The 21,911-nt window shown below is 69.5% G+C and carries 19 protein-coding genes; 11 read left to right on the forward strand and 8 right to left on the reverse strand.

All coding sequences use genetic code 11. From position 1 onward, the window contains the following. Positions 1 to 3: 3 nt before the first annotated feature. Positions 4 to 1,158: a radical SAM family heme chaperone HemW gene (gene hemW, locus ACE3T2_RS10415; RefSeq protein WP_374657058.1), complete on the reverse strand. Its 1,155-nt coding sequence runs from the start codon at positions 1,156 to 1,158 to the stop codon at positions 4 to 6. Then, a complete protein-coding gene (gene rdgB / locus ACE3T2_RS10420) occupies positions 1,155 to 1,754 on the reverse strand; it encodes an RdgB/HAM1 family non-canonical purine NTP pyrophosphatase (protein WP_374657059.1) in 600 nt (199 codons plus the stop codon). The genes hemW and rdgB overlap by 4 nt, the downstream gene beginning before the upstream one ends. Before the next feature lie 324 nt (positions 1,755 to 2,078). Here rdgB and ACE3T2_RS10425 point away from each other — a divergent pair, with 324 nt between their 5' ends. Both ACE3T2_RS10425 and ACE3T2_RS10430 read left to right on the forward strand, forming a co-directional pair. Next, positions 2,079 to 2,609, forward strand: coding sequence for a DUF2975 domain-containing protein (locus ACE3T2_RS10425; RefSeq protein ID WP_374657132.1), 531 nt, complete (start codon positions 2,079 to 2,081; stop codon positions 2,607 to 2,609). A 2-nt stretch (positions 2,610 to 2,611) separates the two neighbouring features. Then, a complete protein-coding gene (locus ACE3T2_RS10430) occupies positions 2,612 to 2,848 on the forward strand; it encodes a helix-turn-helix domain-containing protein (protein ID WP_374657060.1) in 237 nt (78 codons plus the stop codon). A 390-nt stretch (positions 2,849 to 3,238) separates the two neighbouring features. On the opposite strand, the gene ACE3T2_RS10435 is transcribed toward ACE3T2_RS10430, so the two are convergent. Next, positions 3,239 to 3,748 (reverse strand): GNAT family N-acetyltransferase, encoded by a 510-nt coding sequence (locus tag ACE3T2_RS10435; RefSeq protein WP_374657061.1) that lies wholly within the window; start codon positions 3,746 to 3,748, stop codon positions 3,239 to 3,241. Between the two features lie 7 nt (positions 3,749 to 3,755). Beyond that, positions 3,756 to 4,472, reverse strand: coding sequence for a ribonuclease PH (rph, locus tag ACE3T2_RS10440; RefSeq protein ID WP_374657062.1), 717 nt, complete (start codon positions 4,470 to 4,472; stop codon positions 3,756 to 3,758). A 103-nt stretch (positions 4,473 to 4,575) separates the two neighbouring features. Between rph and hrcA the strand changes: the two genes are divergently transcribed. The 3 genes from hrcA to ACE3T2_RS10455 are packed head-to-tail and all read left to right on the forward strand — an operon-like array spanning position 4,576 to position 6,936. Next, the gene (hrcA, locus tag ACE3T2_RS10445; RefSeq protein WP_374657063.1) at positions 4,576 to 5,643 is read left to right on the forward strand and encodes a heat-inducible transcriptional repressor HrcA; all 1,068 of its coding nucleotides are present in this window, start codon (positions 4,576 to 4,578) and stop codon (positions 5,641 to 5,643) included. Between the two features lie 14 nt (positions 5,644 to 5,657). Next, complete coding sequence (grpE, locus tag ACE3T2_RS10450) at positions 5,658 to 6,263, forward strand: nucleotide exchange factor GrpE (RefSeq protein ID WP_374657064.1); 606 nt, start codon at positions 5,658 to 5,660, stop codon at positions 6,261 to 6,263. Between the two features lie 49 nt (positions 6,264 to 6,312). Further along, positions 6,313 to 6,936, forward strand: coding sequence for a YoaK family protein (locus tag ACE3T2_RS10455; protein WP_374657133.1), 624 nt, complete (start codon positions 6,313 to 6,315; stop codon positions 6,934 to 6,936). Between the two features lie 7 nt (positions 6,937 to 6,943). Here the strand turns inward: ACE3T2_RS10455 and ACE3T2_RS10460 are convergent, their stop codons facing one another. Beyond that, on the reverse strand, positions 6,944 to 8,221 hold the full coding sequence (locus ACE3T2_RS10460; RefSeq protein WP_374657065.1) for a TetR/AcrR family transcriptional regulator: 1,278 nt from the start codon (positions 8,219 to 8,221) through the stop codon (positions 6,944 to 6,946). A 313-nt stretch (positions 8,222 to 8,534) separates the two neighbouring features. Here ACE3T2_RS10460 and ACE3T2_RS10465 point away from each other — a divergent pair, with 313 nt between their 5' ends. The 6 genes from ACE3T2_RS10465 (at position 8,535) to gyrB (ending at position 17,945) form a co-directional block, all read left to right on the forward strand. After that, positions 8,535 to 10,748, forward strand: coding sequence for a TonB-dependent receptor (locus ACE3T2_RS10465; RefSeq protein WP_374657066.1), 2,214 nt, complete (start codon positions 8,535 to 8,537; stop codon positions 10,746 to 10,748). Beyond that, on the forward strand, positions 10,745 to 11,872 hold the full coding sequence (locus ACE3T2_RS10470) for a serine hydrolase domain-containing protein (RefSeq protein WP_374657067.1): 1,128 nt from the start codon (positions 10,745 to 10,747) through the stop codon (positions 11,870 to 11,872). The genes ACE3T2_RS10465 and ACE3T2_RS10470 overlap by 4 nt, the downstream gene beginning before the upstream one ends. 236 nt (positions 11,873 to 12,108) lie before the next feature. Beyond that, a complete protein-coding gene (locus ACE3T2_RS10475; protein WP_374657068.1) occupies positions 12,109 to 13,056 on the forward strand; it encodes a retroviral-like aspartic protease family protein in 948 nt (315 codons plus the stop codon). Between the two features lie 140 nt (positions 13,057 to 13,196). Then, a complete protein-coding gene (gene dnaN / locus ACE3T2_RS10480; RefSeq protein WP_374657069.1) occupies positions 13,197 to 14,315 on the forward strand; it encodes a DNA polymerase III subunit beta in 1,119 nt (372 codons plus the stop codon). A gap of 49 nt (positions 14,316 to 14,364) precedes the next feature. Continuing rightward, a complete protein-coding gene (gene recF, locus ACE3T2_RS10485) occupies positions 14,365 to 15,507 on the forward strand; it encodes a DNA replication/repair protein RecF (protein WP_374657070.1) in 1,143 nt (380 codons plus the stop codon). Continuing rightward, the gene (gene gyrB / locus ACE3T2_RS10490; RefSeq protein ID WP_374657071.1) at positions 15,504 to 17,945 is read left to right on the forward strand and encodes a DNA topoisomerase (ATP-hydrolyzing) subunit B; all 2,442 of its coding nucleotides are present in this window, start codon (positions 15,504 to 15,506) and stop codon (positions 17,943 to 17,945) included. The genes recF and gyrB overlap by 4 nt, the downstream gene beginning before the upstream one ends. A gap of 66 nt (positions 17,946 to 18,011) precedes the next feature. Here the strand turns inward: gyrB and ACE3T2_RS10495 are convergent, their stop codons facing one another. The 3 genes from ACE3T2_RS10495 to ACE3T2_RS10505 form a co-directional block, all read right to left on the reverse strand. Beyond that, a complete protein-coding gene (locus ACE3T2_RS10495; RefSeq protein ID WP_374657072.1) occupies positions 18,012 to 18,725 on the reverse strand; it encodes a PEPxxWA-CTERM sorting domain-containing protein in 714 nt (237 codons plus the stop codon). 192 nt (positions 18,726 to 18,917) lie between these two features. Further along, complete coding sequence (locus ACE3T2_RS10500; protein ID WP_374657073.1) at positions 18,918 to 20,108, reverse strand: MFS transporter; 1,191 nt, start codon at positions 20,106 to 20,108, stop codon at positions 18,918 to 18,920. A gap of 165 nt (positions 20,109 to 20,273) precedes the next feature. Further along, positions 20,274 to 21,851 (reverse strand): carboxylesterase/lipase family protein, encoded by a 1,578-nt coding sequence (locus tag ACE3T2_RS10505; RefSeq protein WP_374657074.1) that lies wholly within the window; start codon positions 21,849 to 21,851, stop codon positions 20,274 to 20,276. Positions 21,852 to 21,911 lie beyond the last annotated feature (60 nt).

Consider the following 21,911-nt stretch of genomic DNA (forward strand, 5'->3'; position numbering starts at 1 on the left):
CGCTCAGGCTGCAAGCCTCGTCGTCACATGGTCCAGCAGCAGCCGCCCGGCGCGGGTGGCGCGCAGGCGCTGCGGGTCCGCGACCAGCAGTCCCGCAGCGGTCAGCTCCACGACCTCCGGGTGCTGCGGCGACAGGCCGAGGGCTGCGACCTCGTCATAGCCGACGCCGGCGTCGATGCGCATGCCCACCAGCACCCGCTCCTGCGCCGCCTCGCGGGGCGTGAGGGTCTCGCGCGTCGCGATACCGGTCCCGGCGGCCTCGACCCCGGCGATGTAGTCGGCGGGCCTGGCATGGGCGACAGTCGCGGTCCGCGCGCCCGCCACGGTCAGCCGGCCGTGCGCCCCCGGGCCGGCGCCCACATAGTCCGCGCCGGTCCAATAGACGAGGTTGTGGCGCGAGCGCGCGGCCGCGCCCCGGGCGTGGTTGGAGACCTCGTAGGCGTCGAAGCCGGCGGCCTCCAGCACCGCCTGGGTGGTCTCGAACAGCTCGGCGCCCAGGTCCTCGCCGGGCGGGACGATGCGCCCACGGCGTACGGCCCGATCGAACGCCGTTCCCGCCTCGATGGTGAGCTGATAGGGCGAAACGTGCTCGGCCCCCAGGTCGACGGCCTTGGAGAGCTCCTCGCGCCAGGCCTGGACGGTCTGGCCGGGCAGGGCGTAGATCATGTCGACCGAAAGCCGCGGGAAACTGCGTGCGGCCTGGACCGCCGCCCGCCGCGCGGCGGCCGCGTCGTGGTTGCGGCCGAGCAAGGTCAGGCTCGCGTCCTCCAGGGCCTGCAGGCCCAGCGACAGGCGGCCGACTCCCGCCGCGGCGAAGGCGTCGAAGCGCTCGGTCTCCGCGTCGGTGGGGTTGGCCTCCAGCGTCACCTCGACCTCGCCCGCCGGCCGCCACAGCGATTTGGCGAGCGCGATCAGCTCGCCGGCCCAGTCCGGGTCCATCAGCGACGGCGTGCCCCCGCCGAAGAAGATCGAAGCCAGTTCCCGCCCGCCGGTCAGGGCGGCCTGCGCCTTCAGGTCGGCGGCGATGGCGGCGGCCAGGGCCGCCTGTTCCTCGCGCCGCCCGCGGTCGCGATAGACGTTGAAGTCGCAATAGGGGCAGATCTTCGCGCAGTAGGGCCAGTGGATATAGACCCCGAGCGGCGCGAGGGGCGGCGTCAAAGCAAGGCGGCCTTCAGCTTGGCGAAGGCCCGCGCCCGGTGGCTGATCTGGTCCTTCGCGTCGGGGTCCATCTCGCCGAAGGTGATGTCGTGGCCGTCCGCGACGAAGATCGGGTCGTATCCGTGGCCGCGCTCGCCCCGGCCCGGAAACACCAGGGCGCCATCGACCCTGCCCTCGACCACCACCGCCGGCCCGTCCGGCCAGGCGACGGCGAGCGCGCAGGTGAACCAGGCGGAGTAGTCCTCGGCGCCGGCCTCTTCCAGCCGCTGGCGGACCTTGTCCATCGCGCCCTTGAAATCCTTTTCCGGTCCGCCCCAGCGGGCCGAATAGATGCCGGGCGCGCCGTCCAGCGCGCTCACCGACAGGCCGGAATCGTCAGCCAGGGCGATCAGGCCGCTGGCCTTGGCCGCGGCGCGGGCCTTGAGCAGGGCGTTGCCCTCGAACGTGGCCTCGGTCTCCTCGGGTTCGCCCAGGCCCAGCTCCCCGGCCGTGACCAGTTCGAAGCGGTTGTCGAGGATCGCGGCCAGTTCGCGCGCCTTGCCGGGATTGTGGGTGGCGACCACCAGCTTGGCGCCGGGTTCGAGCTTCAGAGCCATGGAAAACCTGCCGTTGAACGAGGGCGGCGGACCATAGATCGGCCGACCTCATGTTGCATTGCAAAAGTTTAATATCGTTTTTCGATGTTTCGTTTGATCGAAAAGCGATGCGGGGCTATTGAATAGCCAAGCTGACGCGCCATCTATGGTGCGCTGCAACATAAGAACAAAGGAATGTCTCCATGTTTGTGTCCATGATGAACGGTCTCGACCGCACCCTGATGATCGCTGCGGTCCTGATGGCCGCCCTGCCGATCGCCGCCTTGGTGACGGGCGGGGCTTTCGCCTAAACTCCGTAGGCTGCGGAGGAACGGAGGGATGGCGATGCGCGCCTTGGGGCCGGGCTCGGTGTCGAGCTTCCTGAAGATCATCCTCGATGTGGTCTTCATCGCCCTGTGGATCGGCCTCGGCGCCGTGACGCTGATGATGCTCGCGGCCATCCTCTTTTCCTTCAATCCGCAGCTGATCGACGACATCACCATCCGCACCGGCAGCAACGAGATCCAGGCTGGAGGCCCGGTGCTGCTGGGCGGACTGGCCGCCGCGGGCCTCTATCTCGCCGGCGTCCTGGTGATCGTCGAGCGCTTGCGGCGGATCTTCTCGACCCTCACCGCCGGCGATCCCTTCCACCCCGAGAATGTCCGCCGCCTGCGGGTGATCGGCCTGGTGCTGGCCGGCCTCGAGATCGGCCGCTACGTCGTCTACACCGTCGGCGTCTGGGCGCTGCCTGGCGCCGAGATAAAGCAGCCGGAATTCAGCCCGACCGCCTGGTTCTCGGTGCTGGTGGTCTTTGTCCTGGCCGAGGTGTTCCGCGAAGGCGCCCGCCTGCGCCGCGAAGCGGAGCTGACAATCTAGCCATGCCGATCCGCGTGAACCTCGACCGGGTGCTTCTCCAGCGGCGGATGTCGCTGACCGAACTGGCCGACCGCGTCGGCGTCACCATCGCCAACCTGTCGATCCTCAAGACCGGCAAGGCACGGGCGGTGCGCTTCTCGACCCTGGCCGCCCTGTGCCGCGAGCTTGAGTGCCAGCCGGGGGACCTGCTGATCTACGAACCGGGCCCGGACGACGGGCTCGACGAGGATATGGACTGACGGGAACGAAGTTTGCGCATTTTGCGCAGCATTCCGGTCATTGTTTGCCGAATAACCTGCGACAAATAGGCATTTATCGGCATTGATCGGCCTGAATGGCGATAATTTTCGCCCTTAGGACTTGCGGTCCGTCCCTCACCGGCCTATATGCGCTGCAACATTTTGTGCGGCGCAACATAGGAGATGGACATGGCTCGCGCCTTCGAACGCTTCATCGACTGGCTGGTCGGGCCCTTCGCCCGCGAGCTGGCCCGCATGCCGGCGTCGTCGTTCCGCTATCTGCTGAACGGCTTCTGACCTTCAACGCCCCCGATCCTCCCCCCACCCCCAGGGGGCGCTGATCCTGAGCGCCGCTCCGGCCCCACCGGAGCGGCGCTTTTGATTCCGGGGTCAGTCGAGACGGCGGTAGAAGTAGGTGGTGTCGCAGGGCGTCCCGTCGGGATCGAGCGCATAGCCTGGGATCACCCCGACCCGCGTCCAGCCGCAGCGTTCGTAGAGCCGCTCGGCTTCGGCGCTGGCCGTATCCAGCACCAGCAGGGTCTTGCCGGCCGCCCGCGCCGCGTCCTCCGCCGCGCGCATCAGCGCCTCGCCCAGGCCGCGGCGCCGCGCGCGCCGGTGCACCAGCATCTTGGAGACGTCGCCGCGGTGCGGCTGGTTCGGCGGCTGGTCCAGCACCACCTGCACCGTCCCCACCACGCCGCCCTCGTCTTCGGCGACGATCAACAGCCGCTCGCCGGCGCCCACGCTCTGCGCGATCCCGTCCCAGAAGCGGCCGGCGCTCGCCCGGTCCAGCGGCGCCATGAAGCTGACCGAGGCGCCGCCCTCGACGCAGTCGATCAGCACGTCGACCAGCGCCTCGCGCCGGGCCTGCGCCTCGTCCTGCGACAGGATGCGGATCATCGGCGGCTCAGCCCCCGACCGTGGCCCGCTGCAGCGCGCACAGCTCGCCGATGCCCTTGCGGGCCAGGGCGAACAGCGCCTCGAACTCGTCCTGGGTGAAGCCCCGCTTCTCGCCGGTCGCCTGGATCTCGACGATGTCGCCCTTGCCGGTCAGCACGAAGTTGGCGTCGGCCTCGGCGTTGGAGTCTTCCTCGTACTCCAGGTCCAGCACCGGCGTGCCGTTGAACACCCCGCACGAGATCGCCGCCACCTGGTCGACGATCGGGTCGGTGGTGATCACCCCTTCGTCCAGCAGGTACTGCGTGGCCAGCCGCAGCGCCACCCAGGCGCCGGTGATGGCCGCAGTGCGGGTGCCGCCGTCGGCCTGGATCACGTCGCAGTCGATGGAGATCTGACGCTCGCCCAGGGCGACGGGATCGACCACCGCGCGCATCGAGCGGCCGATCAGCCGCTGGATCTCCTGGGTGCGGCCCGACTGCTTGCCTTCCGAGGCCTCGCGCCGGCCGCGGGTGTGGGTCGCGCGCGGCAGCATACCGTACTCGGCTGTCACCCAGCCCACGCCGCGACCGCGCATGAAGCCCGGCACGCGCTCCTCGACGCTGGCGGTGACCAGCACCTTGGTGTGACCGAAGCTGACCAGGCAGGATCCCTCGGCATAGCGGTTGACGCCGGTCTCCAGGACGACGGGGCGAAGCATGTCGGGCGTGCGGTCGGAGGGGCGCATGGGAGTCCTTTGAGGGCCGGGGGGTCTGGCGTCTTGCGTCGGGCGGCTTATCCTAGATGAGAGAGGTTCCGTCCATGGCCCTGACCGAGCACCGCCGCCCGTCGTGACCAGCCCGCTGCTTTCCCCCGGGCCGTCGCTCGCCGAACTCGACGAGCGCGCCCGCGAAATTTTCCGCCGGGTGGTCGAAGGCTACCTGGAGACCGGCGAGCCCGTCGGCTCGCGCACGCTCTCCAAGGGCGGGGTGCACCTGTCGCCGGCCTCGATACGCAACACCATGCAGGACCTGACCCAGCTCGGCCTGCTGGGCGCGCCGCACGTCAGCGCCGGCCGGGTGCCGACCCATGCGGGCCTGCGCCTGTTCGTCGACGGGCTGATGGAGGTCGGCGACGTCGCCGAGGACGACCGTAAGGCGATCGAGGCGCGGCTGTCGGCCAAAGGCCGCAACTTCGAGGAGGCCCTGAACGAGGCCTCGGCGATCCTCTCCGGTCTGGCCGGCGGCGCGGGCATCGTCGTCACCCCGGTGCGCGACGCGGGCGTCAAGCACGTGGAGTTCGTGGCGCTGTCCGCCGACCAGGCCCTGGCGGTCATGGTCTTCGAGGATGGGGTGGTCGAGAACCGCATCATGCGCCTGGCCGCCGGCGTCACGCCCTCCTCGCTGCAGGAGGCGTCGAACTTCATGAACGCTCGCCTGCGGGGCCATACCCTGTCCGAGGCCGGCGCCGAGATCCGCAGCGAGCTGGACGCGGCCCGCCGCCAGCTGAACCAGGCCGCCGCGCGCCTGGTCGAGGACGGCATGGCCGCCTGGAGCGGCGGCGAGGGGGGCGATCGCGCCCTGATCGTCCGCGGCCGCGCCAACCTGCTGGCCGACCGCGACACCCTCGACGATCTCGAGCGCGTGCGCATGCTGTTCGACGATCTCGAACAAAAGGAGCAGCTTATCGGTTTGCTGGATGACGTGCGCGAGGCCCAGGGCGTACGCATCTTCATCGGCGCGGAGACGCGACTCTTTTCCCTTTCGGGTTCCGCCGTGATCGCCGCGCCCTATATGACGGGCCGACAAAAGGTGCTGGGCGCGATCGGCGTGATCGGTCCGGCCCGCCTAAACTATGCCCGGGTCATCCCGCTGGTGGACTATACCGCCCGGGTCCTGTCCCAGGTGACGAACGCGTAGAGGAAGTGAACAACATGTCCGACGATCAAACGCCGGCCGAAGACTTCAACGACATCGCCGATGCGGCGGCCGAAGAGATCATCGCCCTGAAGGCCGAGATCCAGGCGCTGAAGGACCAGGTCCTGCGCGTCGCCGCCGACGCCGAGAACACCAAGCGCCGCGCCGAGCGCGAGGCCAACGATGCGCGCGCCTACGCCATCCAGAAGTTCGGCCGCGACCTGCTGGCCGTCGCCGACACCCTCGACCGCGCCCTGGCCGCGCCGGTCGACGACCCGGCGGTGAAGAATTTCGTGGTCGGCATGGAAATGACCCAGAAGTCGCTGATCAGCGCCTTCGAGAACAACGGCCTGAAGAAGATCGACCCGCCGAAGGGCGAGAAATTCGATCCTCACCAGCACCAGGCGATGATGGAGCAGCCCTCGACCGAGGTCGGCGCCGGGGCCGTCATCCAGGTGCTGCAACCGGGCTACGAACTGCTGGGCCGCCTGATCCGCCCGGCCATGGTCGTGGTCGCCGCCAAGGGCTCGACCGGCGAGCCGGCGATTGAGCCGCACCCTGCCGCCAACCCCTACGCTCCGCACGACGAGGACGCCGGCGGTTCGGTCGACACCAAGGCCTGACCATGAGCCGGGGGGCTGACCGCTGAGACGCTACGACCGACGCATCCGGCTGGCGGCCTACGGCCTGTCGTCCGTGGCCGGTTTCGTCGACGCGGTCGGCTTCCTGATGACCGGGGGCTTCTTCGTCTCCTTCATGAGCGGCAATTCCACCCGGCTCGCGGTTGGCCTCGCCGAGGGCGCGCCCTACGCCGCCGTGGCCCTGGCTTTGATCGGCGCCTTCGTCGCGGGCGTCGTCCTGGGCTCGCTGGTCGGACGCCGCGCGGGCCCGCGCCGCGCCCCGGCCGTGTTGATTCTGGTCGCCTCGGTCCTGGCCCTGGCCGCCGTGCTCGCTGGCGGGCCCTTCGCCTTCGCCGGCCTGCTGCTGCTGGCCTTCGCGATGGGGGCCGAGAACACCGTCTTCGCGCAGGACGGCGAGGTCCGCGTCGGCCTCACCTACATGACCGGCGCCCTGGTCAAGCTGGGCAAGGGCATCACCACCGCCCTGACCGGCGGCGACCGCCTGGCCTGGGCGCCCTATCTGCTTCTCTGGCTCGGGCTGGTGCTGGGCGCGGCCTTCGGCGCCCTGGCCTTCACCACCTTCGGCGCCGCGGCCCTCTGGATCGCCGCGGCGGCCATGGCCAGCCTCGCCGCCGCGGCCTTCGGCCTGCGCATCGGCGGGGCCGCGGCCGCCTGACCCGGCCCTAGGTCCGCGGGACCAGGCCGTAGGCGACGACGTCGCAGACCGCTTCGGCGATCTGGCGCGGGCTCTGGGCGGCGTCGCGCGGCAGCCACTTGGGCAGCCACAGGAAGATCCCCGCCGAGACCTGGCCGACGAACACCGTGTCGCAAGGGCTTACCGAGCCGTCGGCCATGCCTTGGCGCAGGCTGCGGTTGGATGTCATGCGCAGCCGCTGGCTGGCGCGCTCGAAGGCCGCGCGGTCGTGGTCCGCCAGGGCGAGGCGTCCGGGCTGCAGCATCAGCGGCGAGGAAGGCCCGGCCTGGGCCTGGACGTTCAGATGCAGGGCGATCATCGCCCGCTCGAACCCGTCGCGCCCCTGGGCGACGGCGGTGTCCATGATCAGGTCGAACAGCTCGAAGGCGCGGCGGTAGCAGCGGGTGACCAGGTCGGCCTTGTCGTCGAAATAGTGATAGACCGCGCCCTTGGTCGCCCCGACCTCGGCTCCGATGTCGTCCAGCGAGGCGCCGTCGATGCCGCGCTGGTTGAACAGCCGCGAGGCCGCCGCGATCAGCTGGCCGATCTTGACCTCGTTGGTCTGGGCCCGGTCGAACGGATTGTAGGACCGCGCGGTCAGCGCCTCCATGTCGAGCGCGCAGAGCGGGACGTCGCGCGGGCCGGTCGAAAAGCCGTGCAGCATCAGGCCGTTGATCGCCGCGGCGATCCGGCGGCGGGCCGCGCGCCCGTCGCGATAGCCCAGCCACCCGGCCGACAGCCGGCCCCAGGAGATCATGCCCAGCAGCGACTGGGCGGTGATCTCGGCGTCGCACGCGCGGAAGGCGCCGCTTTGCGCGCCTGCCTCCAGCCAGCCGCGCAGGATCGCCACGTTGCGGCCCTGCATCTCGCGGATCACCGCGCGCTGCGCGTCGGGGAGGAAGTCGACGTCGCTCAGCACCGCCTGGGGCGGGCGCTCATAGGCGAGCTGGGCCTCCACGAAAGCCGTCAGCTTTACGGCCGGATCTGCGCTCGTCTCGTCGGCGGCGACCAGGTCGTCGGTCATCGCCTCGCAGGCGCGCTGATAGGCCCCGAACACCAGGTCCGTGCGGTCGGCGACGTAGTAGTACAGGGCGTTGCGCGACAGCCCGACCCGCTCGGCCACGTCGTTGATGACGATGCCGCCGGCGCCCATGGCGTTGATCTCGCGGGCGGCCTCCGCAAACAGCAGGTCGCGCTTGGCCGCGCGCTTGCGCGCCGGCTTGCCGCCAGCCCGCTCCCCGCTCGTCTGCTCCCCGCTCGCCGCCATCGGTCCTCCGCGCGTCCTCGCGCCTTATCGCGCCTTATCGCGAGTTATCGTCGTTCAGTACACCGCGCATACGCAAGTGTCGAAGTTTCTTGACGGCCTGGCTTGGTCGTGTCGTTATCCACGCAAACTCAAATGTCGAAAAACGGCGCGCAACGACGCCGCGACGAGAACGGGGAGCGAAACGATGCGGACTTCGATGCGGCCCAAGCATTTTCAGCCGACGTGGACGCCGGTTCGGCGAAGAAAATGCGTTGAACTCAAGGAATCCGGAGCGAAGTCCGATTCAATCGGATCGCGCTTCGCTCTAAGCCTGATGTGCGGCGCTGGGGCGGCAAGCCTGGTGCTGTGCGGCGGCGCGGCATGGGCGGCCGACACGGCCACGGTGGAGATCGAGGCGATCACCGTCACCGCCCAGAAGCGGACCCAGGACACGCTCGACGTCGGCCTGAACGTCGCCGTGGTCGGCGCCCAGGACCTTCAGGACCGCCGGGTCGGCCAGGTCAGCGACCTCGTCGCCTTCACGCCCAATGTCGACATCAAGGAAAACATGCCGGGGATCCTGCCGGTGGTGACCATCCGCGGCGTCGGCCTCAACGACTTCTCGGCGACCAACAATCCCAGCGCCGGGGTCTATGTCGACGAGGTCTATCTCAGCTCGCTGGCTCTGATGAACTTCGACCTCTTCGACCTGGAGCGGATGGAGGCGCTGAAGGGTCCGCAGGGTACGCTCTACGGCCGCAACTCAACGGCCGGCGCCATCAACATCGTCACCGCCAAGCCGAGCTTCGGCGGGCTCCAGGGCCGACTGGCCGCCGGCTATGGGAACTACAGGACCTCCGAGCTGGAGGGGATGATCAACATCCCCGTCTCCGACACCCTGGCCCTGCGTTTCGCCGGCAAGGGCGTGAAGCAGAGCGAGGGCTTCTTCGACAATCGCCTGATCGGCCGCGATATCGGCCGGCGCGAGGTCGGGCTGGTCCGCGGCCAGGCCCTCTGGGCGCCGACCGACAAGTTCGAGGCCCTGGTCAAGCTGGAGGTCCAGAAGTCGCGCTCCGAGGTCGGCGGGCCGGAATTCTTCGGCCTGCTGAAACCGCCCGGCGCCCCGGCCGGCCTGGTCTGCCCGGGCTCCTCCGGCTGCATGGACTTCAAGGGTTACACCGACACCGACGGCGACCCCTTCGCCGGCGAATGGTCGGTCGATCCGACCTATGACGTCGACCAGCGCGCGGCCACCGTGCGCCTGACCTACGACCTCGGCTGGGCCGATCTGACCTCGGTGACCGGCTATGTCGACTTCAAGCGCCAGTGGGGCGCCGACACCGACGGCGGCCCCTACCGCCAGACCGACTTCGTCGAGCGCGACAAGATCTCCCAGATCTCGCAGGAGCTGCGGCTCTCGGGTGCGACCGAGGCGACGGACTGGATCGTCGGCGTCTTCGCCTCCCGCGATCGGGTGCGGATGACCTATGACGGCTCGCTGCAGGACCTCTTCAACACCAAGCTCCTGACCTTCACCGACCAGACCTCCAAGTCGGCGGCGGTGTTCGGCAACCTCGAATGGCGCTTCGCCCCAACCCTCAGCCTGGTCACCGGCCTGCGCTACACCTGGGAGAAGAAGGCCAATGTCGGCGGCGACCTGGACCTGGTCAGCAATTGCCCCGCCAGCTTCCTCTCGCTGGTCCCCTGCGGCGCCGGTCCGGTGACGCTGGCCTATATCGACACCACCATCGACGACACCAACTGGTCCTGGAAGCTCGGCCTCAACTGGAAGCCCAACCCGACCACCCTGGTCTACGGTTCGATCAGCCAGGGGGTGAAGAGCGGCGGCTTCTTCTCGGGCGTGGCCACCACCACCGCCCAGCTCCAGCCCTACCAGCCCGAGACCCTGATCGACTACGAGGTCGGGGTGAAGCAGCGGCTCTCCAGCCTCGGCCTCTCCTGGTCGGGCAGCGTCTTCTACTACGACTATTCCGACGTGCAGACCTTCATCCGCGACACCTCGGGCGGCCTGCCGATCCAGCGCCTGGGCAATGTCGACGAGGCCAAGATCTACGGCCTCGACCTCGACGCCATGTGGTCGCCGCCCGACCTGCCGGGTCTCGAGCTGACCGCGGGCCTGGGTCTGCTGAAGACCGAGCTGGGCGCCTTCGCCTCCTCGAACGGTCCGGTGGCGAAGGGCAACAAGATGCCCGACGCCCCGGAGGTCAGCTTCATGGTCTCGGCCGCCTACAGCGTCGAGCTCGGGGAGAACACCACCGGCCGCTTCCAGATCGACGGCCGCTATGCCGACGATATGTTCAAGGACGCCATCAACGACCCGCTGATCGCCACGGCCAGCTATTGGGTCTGGAATGCTCGGGCGAGCCTCGCCCTGCCCAACGACTGGGAAGTGGCCGTCTGGGGCAAGAACCTCGCCGACGAGCAATACGTCACCCAGGGCGTCAACAACCTCCCCCTCGGCGTTGGCTTCCGCGTCTACGGCGCGCCGCGCACCTTCGGCTTCACCGTCTCCAAGGCTTTCCAATGAGCGTCTCGATCCACGGCTCGGCCGATCCGGCCTTCTCGGCCCTGGCCGACGCCTTCGCCGACAACTTCGCCGAGCGCGGCGACGTCGGAGCCTCGCTCGCCCTGGTGATCGACGGCCAAAGCGTCCTCGACCTGCACGGCGGCTGGCGCGACGCCGCCCGCACCCAGGCCTGGGCGGCGGACTCGGTGGTCAATGTCTGGTCGACCACCAAGGCGGTGAACGCCCTCTGCTTCTCCATGCTCGTCGACCGCGGCCTCTGCGCCTACGACGACCTCGTGGCCCGCTGGTGGCCCGAGTTCGGCGTCCACGGCAAGGACGGCGTCACCATCGCCATGCTGCTCTCCCATCAGGCGGGCCTGTGCAGTTTCCGCGATCCGGCGGTGGTGGAGGACTTCTACGACCTGCCCAGGGCCGCCGCGCGCCTGGCCGCCAGCGAGCCGCTCTGGCCGCCCGGTTCGCGCTCGGGCTACCACGCCATCTCGATCGGGGTGCTGGCCGGCGAGCTCTTCCGCCGCATCGAGGGGCGCAGCCTGACCGACTTCGTGGCCGCCGAACTGACGGGGCCGCTGGGCCTGCACCTCACCCTCGGCCTGCCGGTCTCGGAAGAGGGGCGTCGCGCCGAGATGATCGCCCCGCCGGAGCTGGCGACCTCGAACATGACCACCGACCTCAACCCTTCGCAGGCGGCGGCCTATCTCAACCCGGTGATCGAGCCGCTGCTGCCGAACACTGCGGCCTGGCGCGCCTGCGAGCTGGTCTCGGCCAACGGCTTTTCCAACGCCGCCTCCCTGGCGCGGCTGTTCGGCGCCTATGCGCGCGGCGACCTGGTTTCGCCGGCGACCCTCGCCCAGGCGACGGCGCAGCGGATCAGCGGCCTGGACGAGGTGCTGGGCGTTCCGGCCCGCTGGGCGGCCGGTTTCCTGCTCAACACCGACGGGCTCTACGGGCCTTCGCCGCGCGCCTTCGGCCATTCGGGCTGGGGTGGATCGTTCGTGGTGGTCGATCCCGACCGGCGCGCGGCGCTCGCCTATACGATGAACCGGATGGGAACCGACCTGGTCGGCGACCCGCGCGACGTCGCCCTGATCGCCGCCGCCTATGAAGGACTGGTCGCTCACGCGTGACCGATTGGGCGCCTTTCTGAAGCCTATCGGCAGGTTTTCGCCGGCCTGCCGATAGGCTCAACCGGCAGGTTTCGCGGGGCTTTTCGCCGTGGAGCCCGGGCGCGCCCGGAAAACGCCTTCGGGCCGGCCGCAACGCAAGAGCGACCACAGCCGGCAATTGCAGCTAACTCCCTTGAAAAAATTGACGGTTTCCGGCCGTGAGCGTAAGCTCCGCTGAAAAGTTCAGGGAGCGGAACGTGCTGGTCGGGTCACAGACTCGCCGCCTCATCCTCAGCCGGTTGGCGGCCGGCGGATTCCTCGTATCCGCGCCCGGATTGGCCTTCGGGCAGGTTCCTGAAAGTCCGGCTGCAGAACCTGACGATAGCCCGACGTCCGTCGCGCTTTCGCGGCAGGTCTTCGACCAGATCAGCGCCCCGGTGATGATCAACGGCAAGGGCCCCTTCCGCTTCATGGTCGACACCGGCGCCAACGTCTCCTGCGTCTCGCAAGGCCTGGCCGACGCGCTCGACCTGCCCCGCGGCCGCGACCTCCAGGTCCACACCATCGTCGGCAAGCGCAGCCGCCCCAGCGTGACCATCGACCAGCTCGACATCGGCACGCGCACCCGTCGCAAGGTCGAAGCGCCGGTCCTGCCGATGCAGGCCTTCGAGATCGACGGCGTGCTCGGGATCGACTGGCTGAAGGGGCAGCGGCTGGTGATGGGATTCGCTGGCGCCACCTTGGAAATCACCAAGTCCAGGCGCGAGGACAGCGCCAAGGGGCGGGTGGTGGTGCCGGCCCGCCGCAAGTCCGGTCAGCTGACCATCGTCGACGCCGATCTCAGCGGCCGCGATGTCAGCGCGATGATCGATTCCGGCTCGCAGTTCTCGCTCGGCAACGGCGCCCTGCGCCGCCTGATCGAGCAGGCCGACCCCTCGTCCCGCGGACGCGCGACCAAGGTGGGCCTGGTCTCCATCGCCGGCGAATCCTTCCAGGGCGACCAGCTCTATCTGCCGTTCCTGCGCCTCGGCGGCCTGACCCTGGGAAACGTGCCGGTGGTGTTCGCCGACATGCCGATCTTCAAGCTCTGGGAGCTGCACGAGACCCCGACCATCATGCTCGGCATCGACCTCCTGACCCAGTTCGAGACGGTGGCCGTCGACTTCGGCCGCTCCGCCGTGCGCTTCGATATCGCCAACGCCTAGAAGGGTTTGCGCGCGATCCCCGGATTGATGGTTTCGCCCCCTTTAACGCGGCGGCTTTTCGGCTAATGTCCCTAGTCCCTCCGGCGTAGGGGGCGGCGGCGCAAGTCAGCGTCGGCGCATGGAGAGATTCGGACCGGAACATGAAGCTTACGATCGAACGGGCGGCGCTGCTGAAGGCGCTGGGGCATGTGCAGAGCGCGGTGGAGCGCCGGAACACCATCCCGATCCTCTCGAACGTCCTGCTCTCCGCCGAGCGCGATCGCCTGACCTTCTCGGCCACCGATCTCGACATGGAGATCATCGACGAGGCCATGGCCCAGGTCGATCAGCCCGGCCAGATCACCGCGCCCGCTCACACCCTCTACGAGATCGTCCGCAAGCTGCCCGAGGGCGCGGACGTGTCGCTGTCCTTCACCGGCGAGGATCCGCGCCTGACGGTCGCGGCCGGCCGCTCGCGGTTCAACCTGCCGGTCCTGCCGGCGGGCGACTTCCCGGTGATGTCGTCCGAGGGGCTCTCCAGCCGCATCGGCGTCGACGTCAATGACCTGATCCGCCTGATCGACAAGACCCGGTTCGCGATCTCCACCGAGGAGACGCGCTACTATCTGAACGGCCTCTACCTGCACACCGTGGTCGAGGGTGGCGTCCAGAAGCTGCGCGCCGTGGCCACCGACGGCCACCGCCTGGCCCTGGCCGAGATGGCCGCGCCGGAAGGCGCCGCCGGCGCTCCGGGCGTCATCGTGCCGCGCAAGACCATCGGCGAGGCCCGCCGCCTGCTCGAGGACGCCGGCGAGAACGTCGACCTGCAGGTCAGCGCCCAGAAGATCCGCCTCGACTTCAACGGCGCGGCCCTGACCTCGAAGGTCATCGACGGCTCGTTCCCCGACTACAGCCGGGTGATCCCCAAGGACAACGACCGGGTCATGCTGGTCGACAACAAGCTGTTCGCCCAGGCCGTCGACCGCGTCGCCACGATCTCGGCCGAGAAGAGCCGCTCGGTCCGCGTGGCCATCGAGCCGGGCCGGATCATCCTGACGGTGCGCAACATGGAGGCGGGTCAAGCCGTCGAGGAGCTCGAGGTCGACTACGCCGGCGAGGCGTTCGAGCTCAGCTTCAACGCCCGCTACCTGCTGGACGTGACCGACCAGATCGCCGGCGGCACCGCCGAGTTCCGCTTCGGCGGCCCCAACGACCCGGCCCTGGTCCTCGACCCCGTCGACGCCGACGTCCAGTACGTGCTGATGCCGCTGCGGGTCTAGCGATCCGCAGGGTTAGGCGCCGGCCGGCGAAACCCGCTATGACGCGCCGGTGACGACCGCCTTCGCCCGCCTTTCGCTGACGGACTTCCGCTCGTACGAGCGGGCCGAGCTCGCCCTTGATGGGCGGCCGGTGTTCCTGGTCGGGCCGAACGGGGCGGGCAAGACCAACCTCCTAGAGGCGATCAGCCTGCTGACGCCTGGCCGCGGCCTGCGGGGAGCGGCGAGCGCCGAGCTCGGCCGTCGCCTGCCGGGCGAGGTTCAGGGGCGCGCCTGGGCGGTCGCCGCCGTGGTCGAGCGGGACGGCGAGCCGACCCGCATCGGCACGGGCGTCGAGACCCCGGGCGCGGCGCGGCGCAGCGTGCGCCTGGAGGGCGAGGCCGTGCCGCCCGGCCGTCTGGCCGACCACCAGCGCCAGGTCTGGCTGACCCCGGCCCAGGACCGGCTGTTCCTGGAGGGCGCCGGCGACCGGCGGCGGTTCTTCGACCGGCTGGTGTTCGCCGCCGAACCGGGCCACGCGGCCCACGCCAGCGCCTACGAGAAGTCCCAGCGCGAGCGCCTGCGGCTGCTGACCGACGGTCCGCCCGATCCGGCCTGGCTATCGGCCCTGGAGGCGCGCATGGCCGAGGCTGGGACCCTGCTGGCCGAGGCCCGCGCGCGCACCCTGGCGGCGCTGCAGGAGGAGATTGACGGGCGCGGCGACCGGCCGTTCCCCCTGGCGAAACTCTCGCTGACCGGCGACTGGGAGAGAATGGCGGCTCAAGGGGTCGAACTGGCCGAAATCGAGGCCCGGCTGGCCCGCGCTCTGCTCGCCGCGCGCGAGCGCGACGCCGCCGCCGGACGCTCCCTGACCGGCCCGCACAGGGGCGATCTGGCGGTGATCCACGCCGAAAAGGACCGTCCGGCCGCCGAATGTTCCACGGGCGAGCAGAAAGCCCTGATTTTGAACCTGGTTTTGGGCCAGGCGGCGCGTCTTTCGCGTGCAGAATCGGCGCCAAACCCTATATTATTGCTGGATGAAGTCGCAGCGCATCTGGACCGTCGCAGGCGGGCCGCGCTCTTCGACGAAATCGAGGCGCTCAAGCTGCAGGCGTTCCTGACCGGCACCGACGAGCATCTCTTCGAGGATTTGAAGGGCCGCGCCCAGGGCGTCCATGTGGACGCCTCGGGCCTGGCGATTCTGGACACCGAATGACCGACGAGACCCAAGGCGAGAACACCGGCCCGGAAACCAATGGCCAAGCCGAGTACGGCGCGGAATCCATCAAGGTCCTGAAGGGCCTCGACGCCGTGCGCAAGCGCCCCGGCATGTACATCGGCGACACCGACGACGGCTCGGGCCTGCACCACATGGTCTACGAGGTGGTCGACAACGCCATCGACGAGACCCTGGCCGGCTACGCCAGCCGCGTCGAGGTGATCCTGAACGCCGACGGCTCCTGCACCGTCACCGACGACGGGCGCGGCATTCCCGTCGGCATCCACGAGGGCGAAGGCGTGTCCGCTGCCGAGGTCATCATGACCCAGCTGCACGCCGGCGGTAAGTTCGACCAGAATTCCTACAAAGTGTCGGGCGGTCTGCACGGCGTGGGCGTCTCGGTGGTCAACGCGCTCTCGGATTGGCTGCGTCTGAAGATCTATCGCGACGGCAAGGCCCACGAGATGGAGTTCCGCCGCGGCGATGCGGTCTCGCCGCTGGTGATCACCGGCGATGCGCCCCTGCGTGCGAACGGCGAGCCGCTGTCCGGCACCGAGGTGACCTTCCTGCCCTCGACCGAGACGTTCTCGTTCATCGAATTCGACCGCAAGACGCTCGAGCACCGCCTGCGCGAGCTGGCCTTTCTGAACTCGGGCGTGACCATCTGGCTTAAGGATTTCCGCGAGGCCGAGCCGTTCGAGGAAGTGATGTCCTACGAGGGCGGCATCGAGGCCTTCGTGCGCCATCTCGACAAGGCCAAGACCCCGCTGGTCAAGACGCCGATCGTAGTCCGCGGCAAGAAGGACAACGTCGAGCTGGACCTGGCCCTGTGGTGGAACGACGGCTACCACGAGAACGTCCTCTGCTTCACGAACAACATCCCGCAGAAGGACGGCGGCACCCACCTGGCCGCGTTCCGCTCGGCCCTGACCCGCATCATCACCGGCTATGCCGAGAGCTCAGGGGCGACCAAGCGCGAGAAGGTCTCGCTGTCGGGCGAGGACGCCCGCGAAGGCCTGACCTGCGTGCTCTCCGTCAAGGTGCCGGACCCGAAGTTCTCGTCGCAGACCAAGGACAAGCTGGTCTCGTCCGAAGTGCGGCCGGCCGTCGAAAGCCTGGTCTCGGAAGGCATCTCGACCTGGTTCGAGGAGCACCCGAACGAAGCCAAGATGGTCGTCCAGAAGATCGCCGAGGCCGCCGCCGCCCGCGAGGCCGCGCGCAAGGCCCGCGAACTGACGCGCCGCAAGTCGGCGCTCGACATCACCTCTCTGCCCGGCAAGCTCGCCGACTGCTCCGAGAAGGATCCAGCCAAGTCCGAGATATTCCTGGTCGAGGGCGACTCCGCCGGCGGCTCGGCCAAGCAGGCGCGCAACCGTGAGAACCAGGCGATCCTGCCCCTGCGCGGCAAGATCCTGAACGTCGAGCGGGCCCGCTTCGACAAGATGCTGTCGTCCGACCAGGTCGGCACCCTGATCACCGCGCTCGGCGCCGGCATCGGCCGCGACGACTTCAACATCGACAAGCTGCGCTACCACAAGATCGTCATCATGACGGACGCCGACGTCGACGGCGCGCACATCCGGACCCTGCTGCTGACCTTCTTCTATCGGCAGATGCCGGAGGTGATCGAGCGCGGCTATCTCTATATCGCCCAGCCGCCGCTCTATAAGGCGACCAAGAACCGCCAGTCCCGGTACCTGAAGGACGATGCGGAGCTGGAAAGCTACCTGATGGACGAGGGCGTCGACGGCGCGGCCCTGGACCTCTCCAGCGGCGAGCGGCTGATCGGCGCGGACCTGCTGGCCCTGGTGCAGAGCGCTCGCGGGGCCAAGGCCAATATCGAGCGCCTCGCCACCCGCGCCCCGGCCTTCGCCATCGAGCAGGCGGCCATGGCTGGCCTGCTGCAGGATGGCGGCGGGGATCTGGCCAAGGCCGCGGCGCGGCTCGACCTCTATGCCGAGGAGGGCGACGGCGCCTGGGCCGGCGAGACCGCCGCCACCGGCGGCTACGCCTTCTCGCGCACCAAGCGCGGGGTGTCCGAACGCATCGTGCTGGACGACCTGCTGCTGCATGCGGCCGACGCCCGGCGTCTGTCGGAACGCGCGGCAGCCATGGCCGAGACCTTCGCCGGCATCGCCACCTTTACCCGCAAGGACAAGACCGCCACCGTGCGCGGCCCGCTGGACCTGTTCAACGCGGTGATGGAATCAGGCCGCCGGGGCCTGTCGATCCAGCGCTATAAGGGCCTGGGCGAAATGAACCCGGACCAGCTCTGGGAAACCACCCTCGACGCCGACGCCCGCACCCTGCTGCAGGTCAAGGTGACCCACGCCGACGACGCCGACGACATGTTCACCCGCCTGATGGGCGACCTGGTCGAGCCGCGCCGCGAGTTCATCCAGGAAAACGCCCTGGACGCCGAAGTCGACGTCTAAGGCGTCGAGGCAGGAAGCAGCGCCCCCGGGTCCGGCCCGGAGGCGCGCCAGCTTCAGGATGAGGCCTCAGGCGCCGGCAGGGCCCGCCATGCGACGACGCGAGCGGATCGCGCCGCCGGCCAGGCCGAAGCCCATGATCATCATCGCCCAGGTCGCCGGCTCCGGCACGCCGGTGCCGGTGATGGTCTTGTAGTAGCCGACCGTGTGGTTGTCGCTTTCATAGCCGCCCACTTCCGGCGACTCGCGGAAGACAACCTTGTCGAAGGTCGTTCCGTTCGTGCCGAAGAAGTTCACGAACACGTAGGGCTGGCCCGAGTTCTGGCCTTGGTAGGGCGCGTCAGGCTTGCCGAAATAGGCCGAGTTGCCGGAGACGGCGTTCAGCACGGTCTGCTGGCTGAAGGTGAAGATCTTCGAGGCGCCCGACCACAGCTCCAGAACGTTGCCGCCATCGAGCGCGGGCAGATAGTAGCCGAAATAGGTGACGCCGGCGGGGTTCTGGGTGCTGGTCAGCGCCAGGGAATAGCCGGATGAGCTGAAGGTCACGGCGTAGTTGCTGCCGCCCTGACCGCCGTACTGGCTGCCCGGGAGCACCTGGGTCGTGGCGCTGTAGACGCCGCTGACGACGCCGTTGCCGCCGAAGGTGGAGTTGAACCCGCCCGTGCCGGTGGCCCGGGAATCGAAGGTCTCGACCCCGCTGCCGCCGTCGAACGTTGCGGTGGTGTTGGTGACGCCGGGGGCTTCATAGGTGACCGTCACGCCGGCTTGGGCGCTTCCGGACATGAGAGCGGCCGCAGCGACGCCTGCGGCAAGTAGACCGAGCTTCATACCATCCTCGATAGCTGCTGGACGCGGCCACCCCCGCGTTCGTTGAACTCGGTTACCAAGATCTTTCCGGCCCAGCCGTCCACCAGAATCGTTCCGGAGGCGAAATTGGTTACAATCGCCGCCTTGCGGCGGGTCGCCGATGGGCGTTCAGCGCGTCGATCCAGCTTCCGCAGCAGCGGGGTCCGCCGCCGCGGTCGGCCGCGGGAACACGAAGGCGAGCGTCGCCAGCGCCGCCAGCGACATGGCGAGCGCCGCGCCGGGGATCGCCGGCACGCCGTAGGTGGCGAGCGCCAGACCGCCCATGGCCGAGCCCAGAGCCTGGCCGACCGAGATCACAGAGCCGTTGAGGGCCAGCGCCACCGGCGCGCCCTCCGTCATGGCGATCAGCCGCGCCTGAACGACCGGCGTGATCGAGAACAGCGCCGTGGCCGCCACGAAGATCCCCAGGGCGACCAGGGCCGCGCTCGGCCAGCCAGCGGGGACGACCTGATGGGTGGCGGCGAAATGGATGCTCATGGCGCTGGCCTGGATGGCGAAGCCGATCAGAATCCAGTTGCGCCCGAGGTCGAGGTTCGCCGCCCGCGCGCCCAGCCAGAGGCCCGCGATCGAGCCGAAGCCGATCATCGACTGGAATGCGCCGACACCGGCCCCGGTGACCCCCGCCCCGACGCGCACGATCGGTGCGATGTAGAGGTTCAGGGTCATGTTGGCGGCGAAGGCGAGAAAAGTGGTCAGGTAGAGCGGCCAGATCGCGCCGAACGACACCCTGCCGCCGGCTCGCGGCGGCGGAGCTGGCACGCGCGGCAGGAAGGCCAGCACGCCGGCCAGCGCGATCCCCGACAGGGTTGCGGCGGTCAGGAAGGTCGCGCGCCAGCCGAACAGGTCGCCGACTACGCTGCCGACCGGAATGCCGATGACGAAAGCCAGCGTCATGCCGCCCGACACCATGGCCAGGGCCGATCCGCGCTTCTCCGGCGGCGCCAGGGATGCGGCTGCGACGCTGGCCGCCGGACCCGATAGCGCTCCAGCCAGGCCCGCCAGGGCGCGCAGCACCAGCAGCACCTCGAAGTTGGGCGTGAGCGCGCAGGCCAGGTGCAGGGCCAGGCTGAGGCTCAGGCCCGCGATCACCATGATCCGCCGGTCGACGCGCCCGAACAGCCAGGCCGCCAGCGGCCCGAGCACGGCCGAGGTCAGGACGAAGGCGGTCTGGAGCTGTCCGGCGACCGCCGTGGCGACGCCCAGGTCGGCCGCAAGCGTCTCCAGCAGCCCGGCGAAGATGAAGGCGCCGGACCCGAACGCGAACGTCACCATGGTCAGGACATAGATGCGCGGGTTCATGCCGCACAGCTTAGCGGCGTGAGCATACCGCCTGCCAGAGACATTGACCGGAGTTTTTCTGGAGCGGCGCCCGGCCTTTCTGGAATCGCAGGTCAGATGCGTACTTGCGCACATCGGCTCCTTCCGCTGGGGAAGGGGGGCGGCATGGCGAGATAAAGAGAAGCTTCAGCGCGTCCGCTTCGCCTGCCGCGCGGCTATGGCGTCCAGCGCCGGCGAGCCGGCGGGCGCCGGCGCCGCGCCGCCGGAACCGACCGCGAGCAGCATATCGGCCTTGGCGTCATAGGCCGGCCATTGCGCGCGGCCCGCGCCGTTGGGATCGCCGGTGCGCGCGAAGGCGACCCAGTAGTCGCCGACCAAGCGGGCGGCGGCGGTGTCGGCCGGGCTGGGCGCAATCTCCGCCGCCGGCAGGGTGTCGAACACGAAGGGCAGGTCGCTGGCGTGTCCCGCGCCGGTCTGAGGCTTGCGCTTGGCCTCGGCCACATAGCCGAAACTGTAGAGCCAGGCCCTTTGCCCGGCGGCGGCGTGCAGCCGGGCCAGCTCGCGGGCCGGCTCGACGAAGGTGACGTCGCTGGCCAGCCGCGCCTCCAGGGCAGATTTCGAGCCATAGGCCGAGGTCAGGTCCTCGCCCGGCCCGCCGAGGTCCTTCAGCGGACCGGCGGCCATGGCCCCGCGCAGGAAGCCGGGGACCATGCCGAACTCGTCGCTGTTGGCCCCGACCAGATAGGGGACGTGGGCCTGCCGGCCGGCGGCGAAACCCTGGTCGGCGTCCTCCTTGACCAGCACGCCGTCGATCATCGGTCCGGAATAGGTCCCGGCCTCCATGTTCAGAAGGTCGAGCTTGCCCAGCAGCTTCTCGGCCGGGATGGCGCGCAGCGCCGCGGCGGTGGCGTCCTTGACGCCGGCCTTCTCGGTGAAAGCGACGCCGGAGGCCTCCGCCGATGGCTTGCCGGCGCGCTCGGCGGAGAGCGCGGGCAGCATGTCGCGGCCGCCGCCGGACTGGACGATCGCCTTATGGAACAGGCCACGGGCGGGGGCGGCCAGCATCAGCTGGTTCACCGATCCGCCGCCGGCCGACTCGCCGAAGAGGGTGACGTTGGCCGGATCGCCGCCGAAGGCCGCGATGTTGCGCTTCACCCATTCCAGGACGGCGATCTGGTCCATGAAGCCATAGTTGCCGGTGGGCGCGCCAGCCGCTTCCTGCGTCAGGGCCGGATGGGCGAAGAAGCCGAACCGTCCAAGGCGATAGTTGAAGGTAACCACCACGACGCCGCGCGCCGCCAGCTTCGATCCGTCGAAGATCGGCTGGCCGCCGGAGCCCATGACGAAGCCGCCGCCGTGGATCCAGACCATGACCGGGGCCTTGGCGGCCGTGCGCGGCGCCCAGACATTGAGGGTCAGGCAGTCCTCGCTGGTCGGCAGGGTGGACTGGGTCTTGTCCCAGGAGGGGCGGTTCTGGATGCAGTCGGAGCCGAACCGGTCGGCCTCACGCGCGCCGGTCCAGGGCGCCGGGGCGGCGGGCGGACGCCAGCGCAGGTCGCCGACCGGCGCGGCGGCGTAGGGCACGCCCTTGAAGCTGCGGATATCGCCGTCGAGCCGCCCGCGCAGCAGGCCGGAGTCGATGCGGGCTTCGGTCGCCTCGCCGGGGCTGGGGGTCTGGCCGACAGCCGGCTGCGCGCAGGCGCCGAGCAGGCTCGCCGCCATGAGGGCGCAAATCGCCCCCGACCTGTTTCGGCCAGCCTTCATCGGTGTTCTCCCTGCGATGCGAGTGCGGGATGCTACACGAGCGCCGGATGAAATCGAGAT

Source organism: Phenylobacterium sp., from assembly GCF_041919955.1.
Classification (GTDB): Bacteria; Pseudomonadota; Alphaproteobacteria; order Caulobacterales; family Caulobacteraceae; genus Phenylobacterium.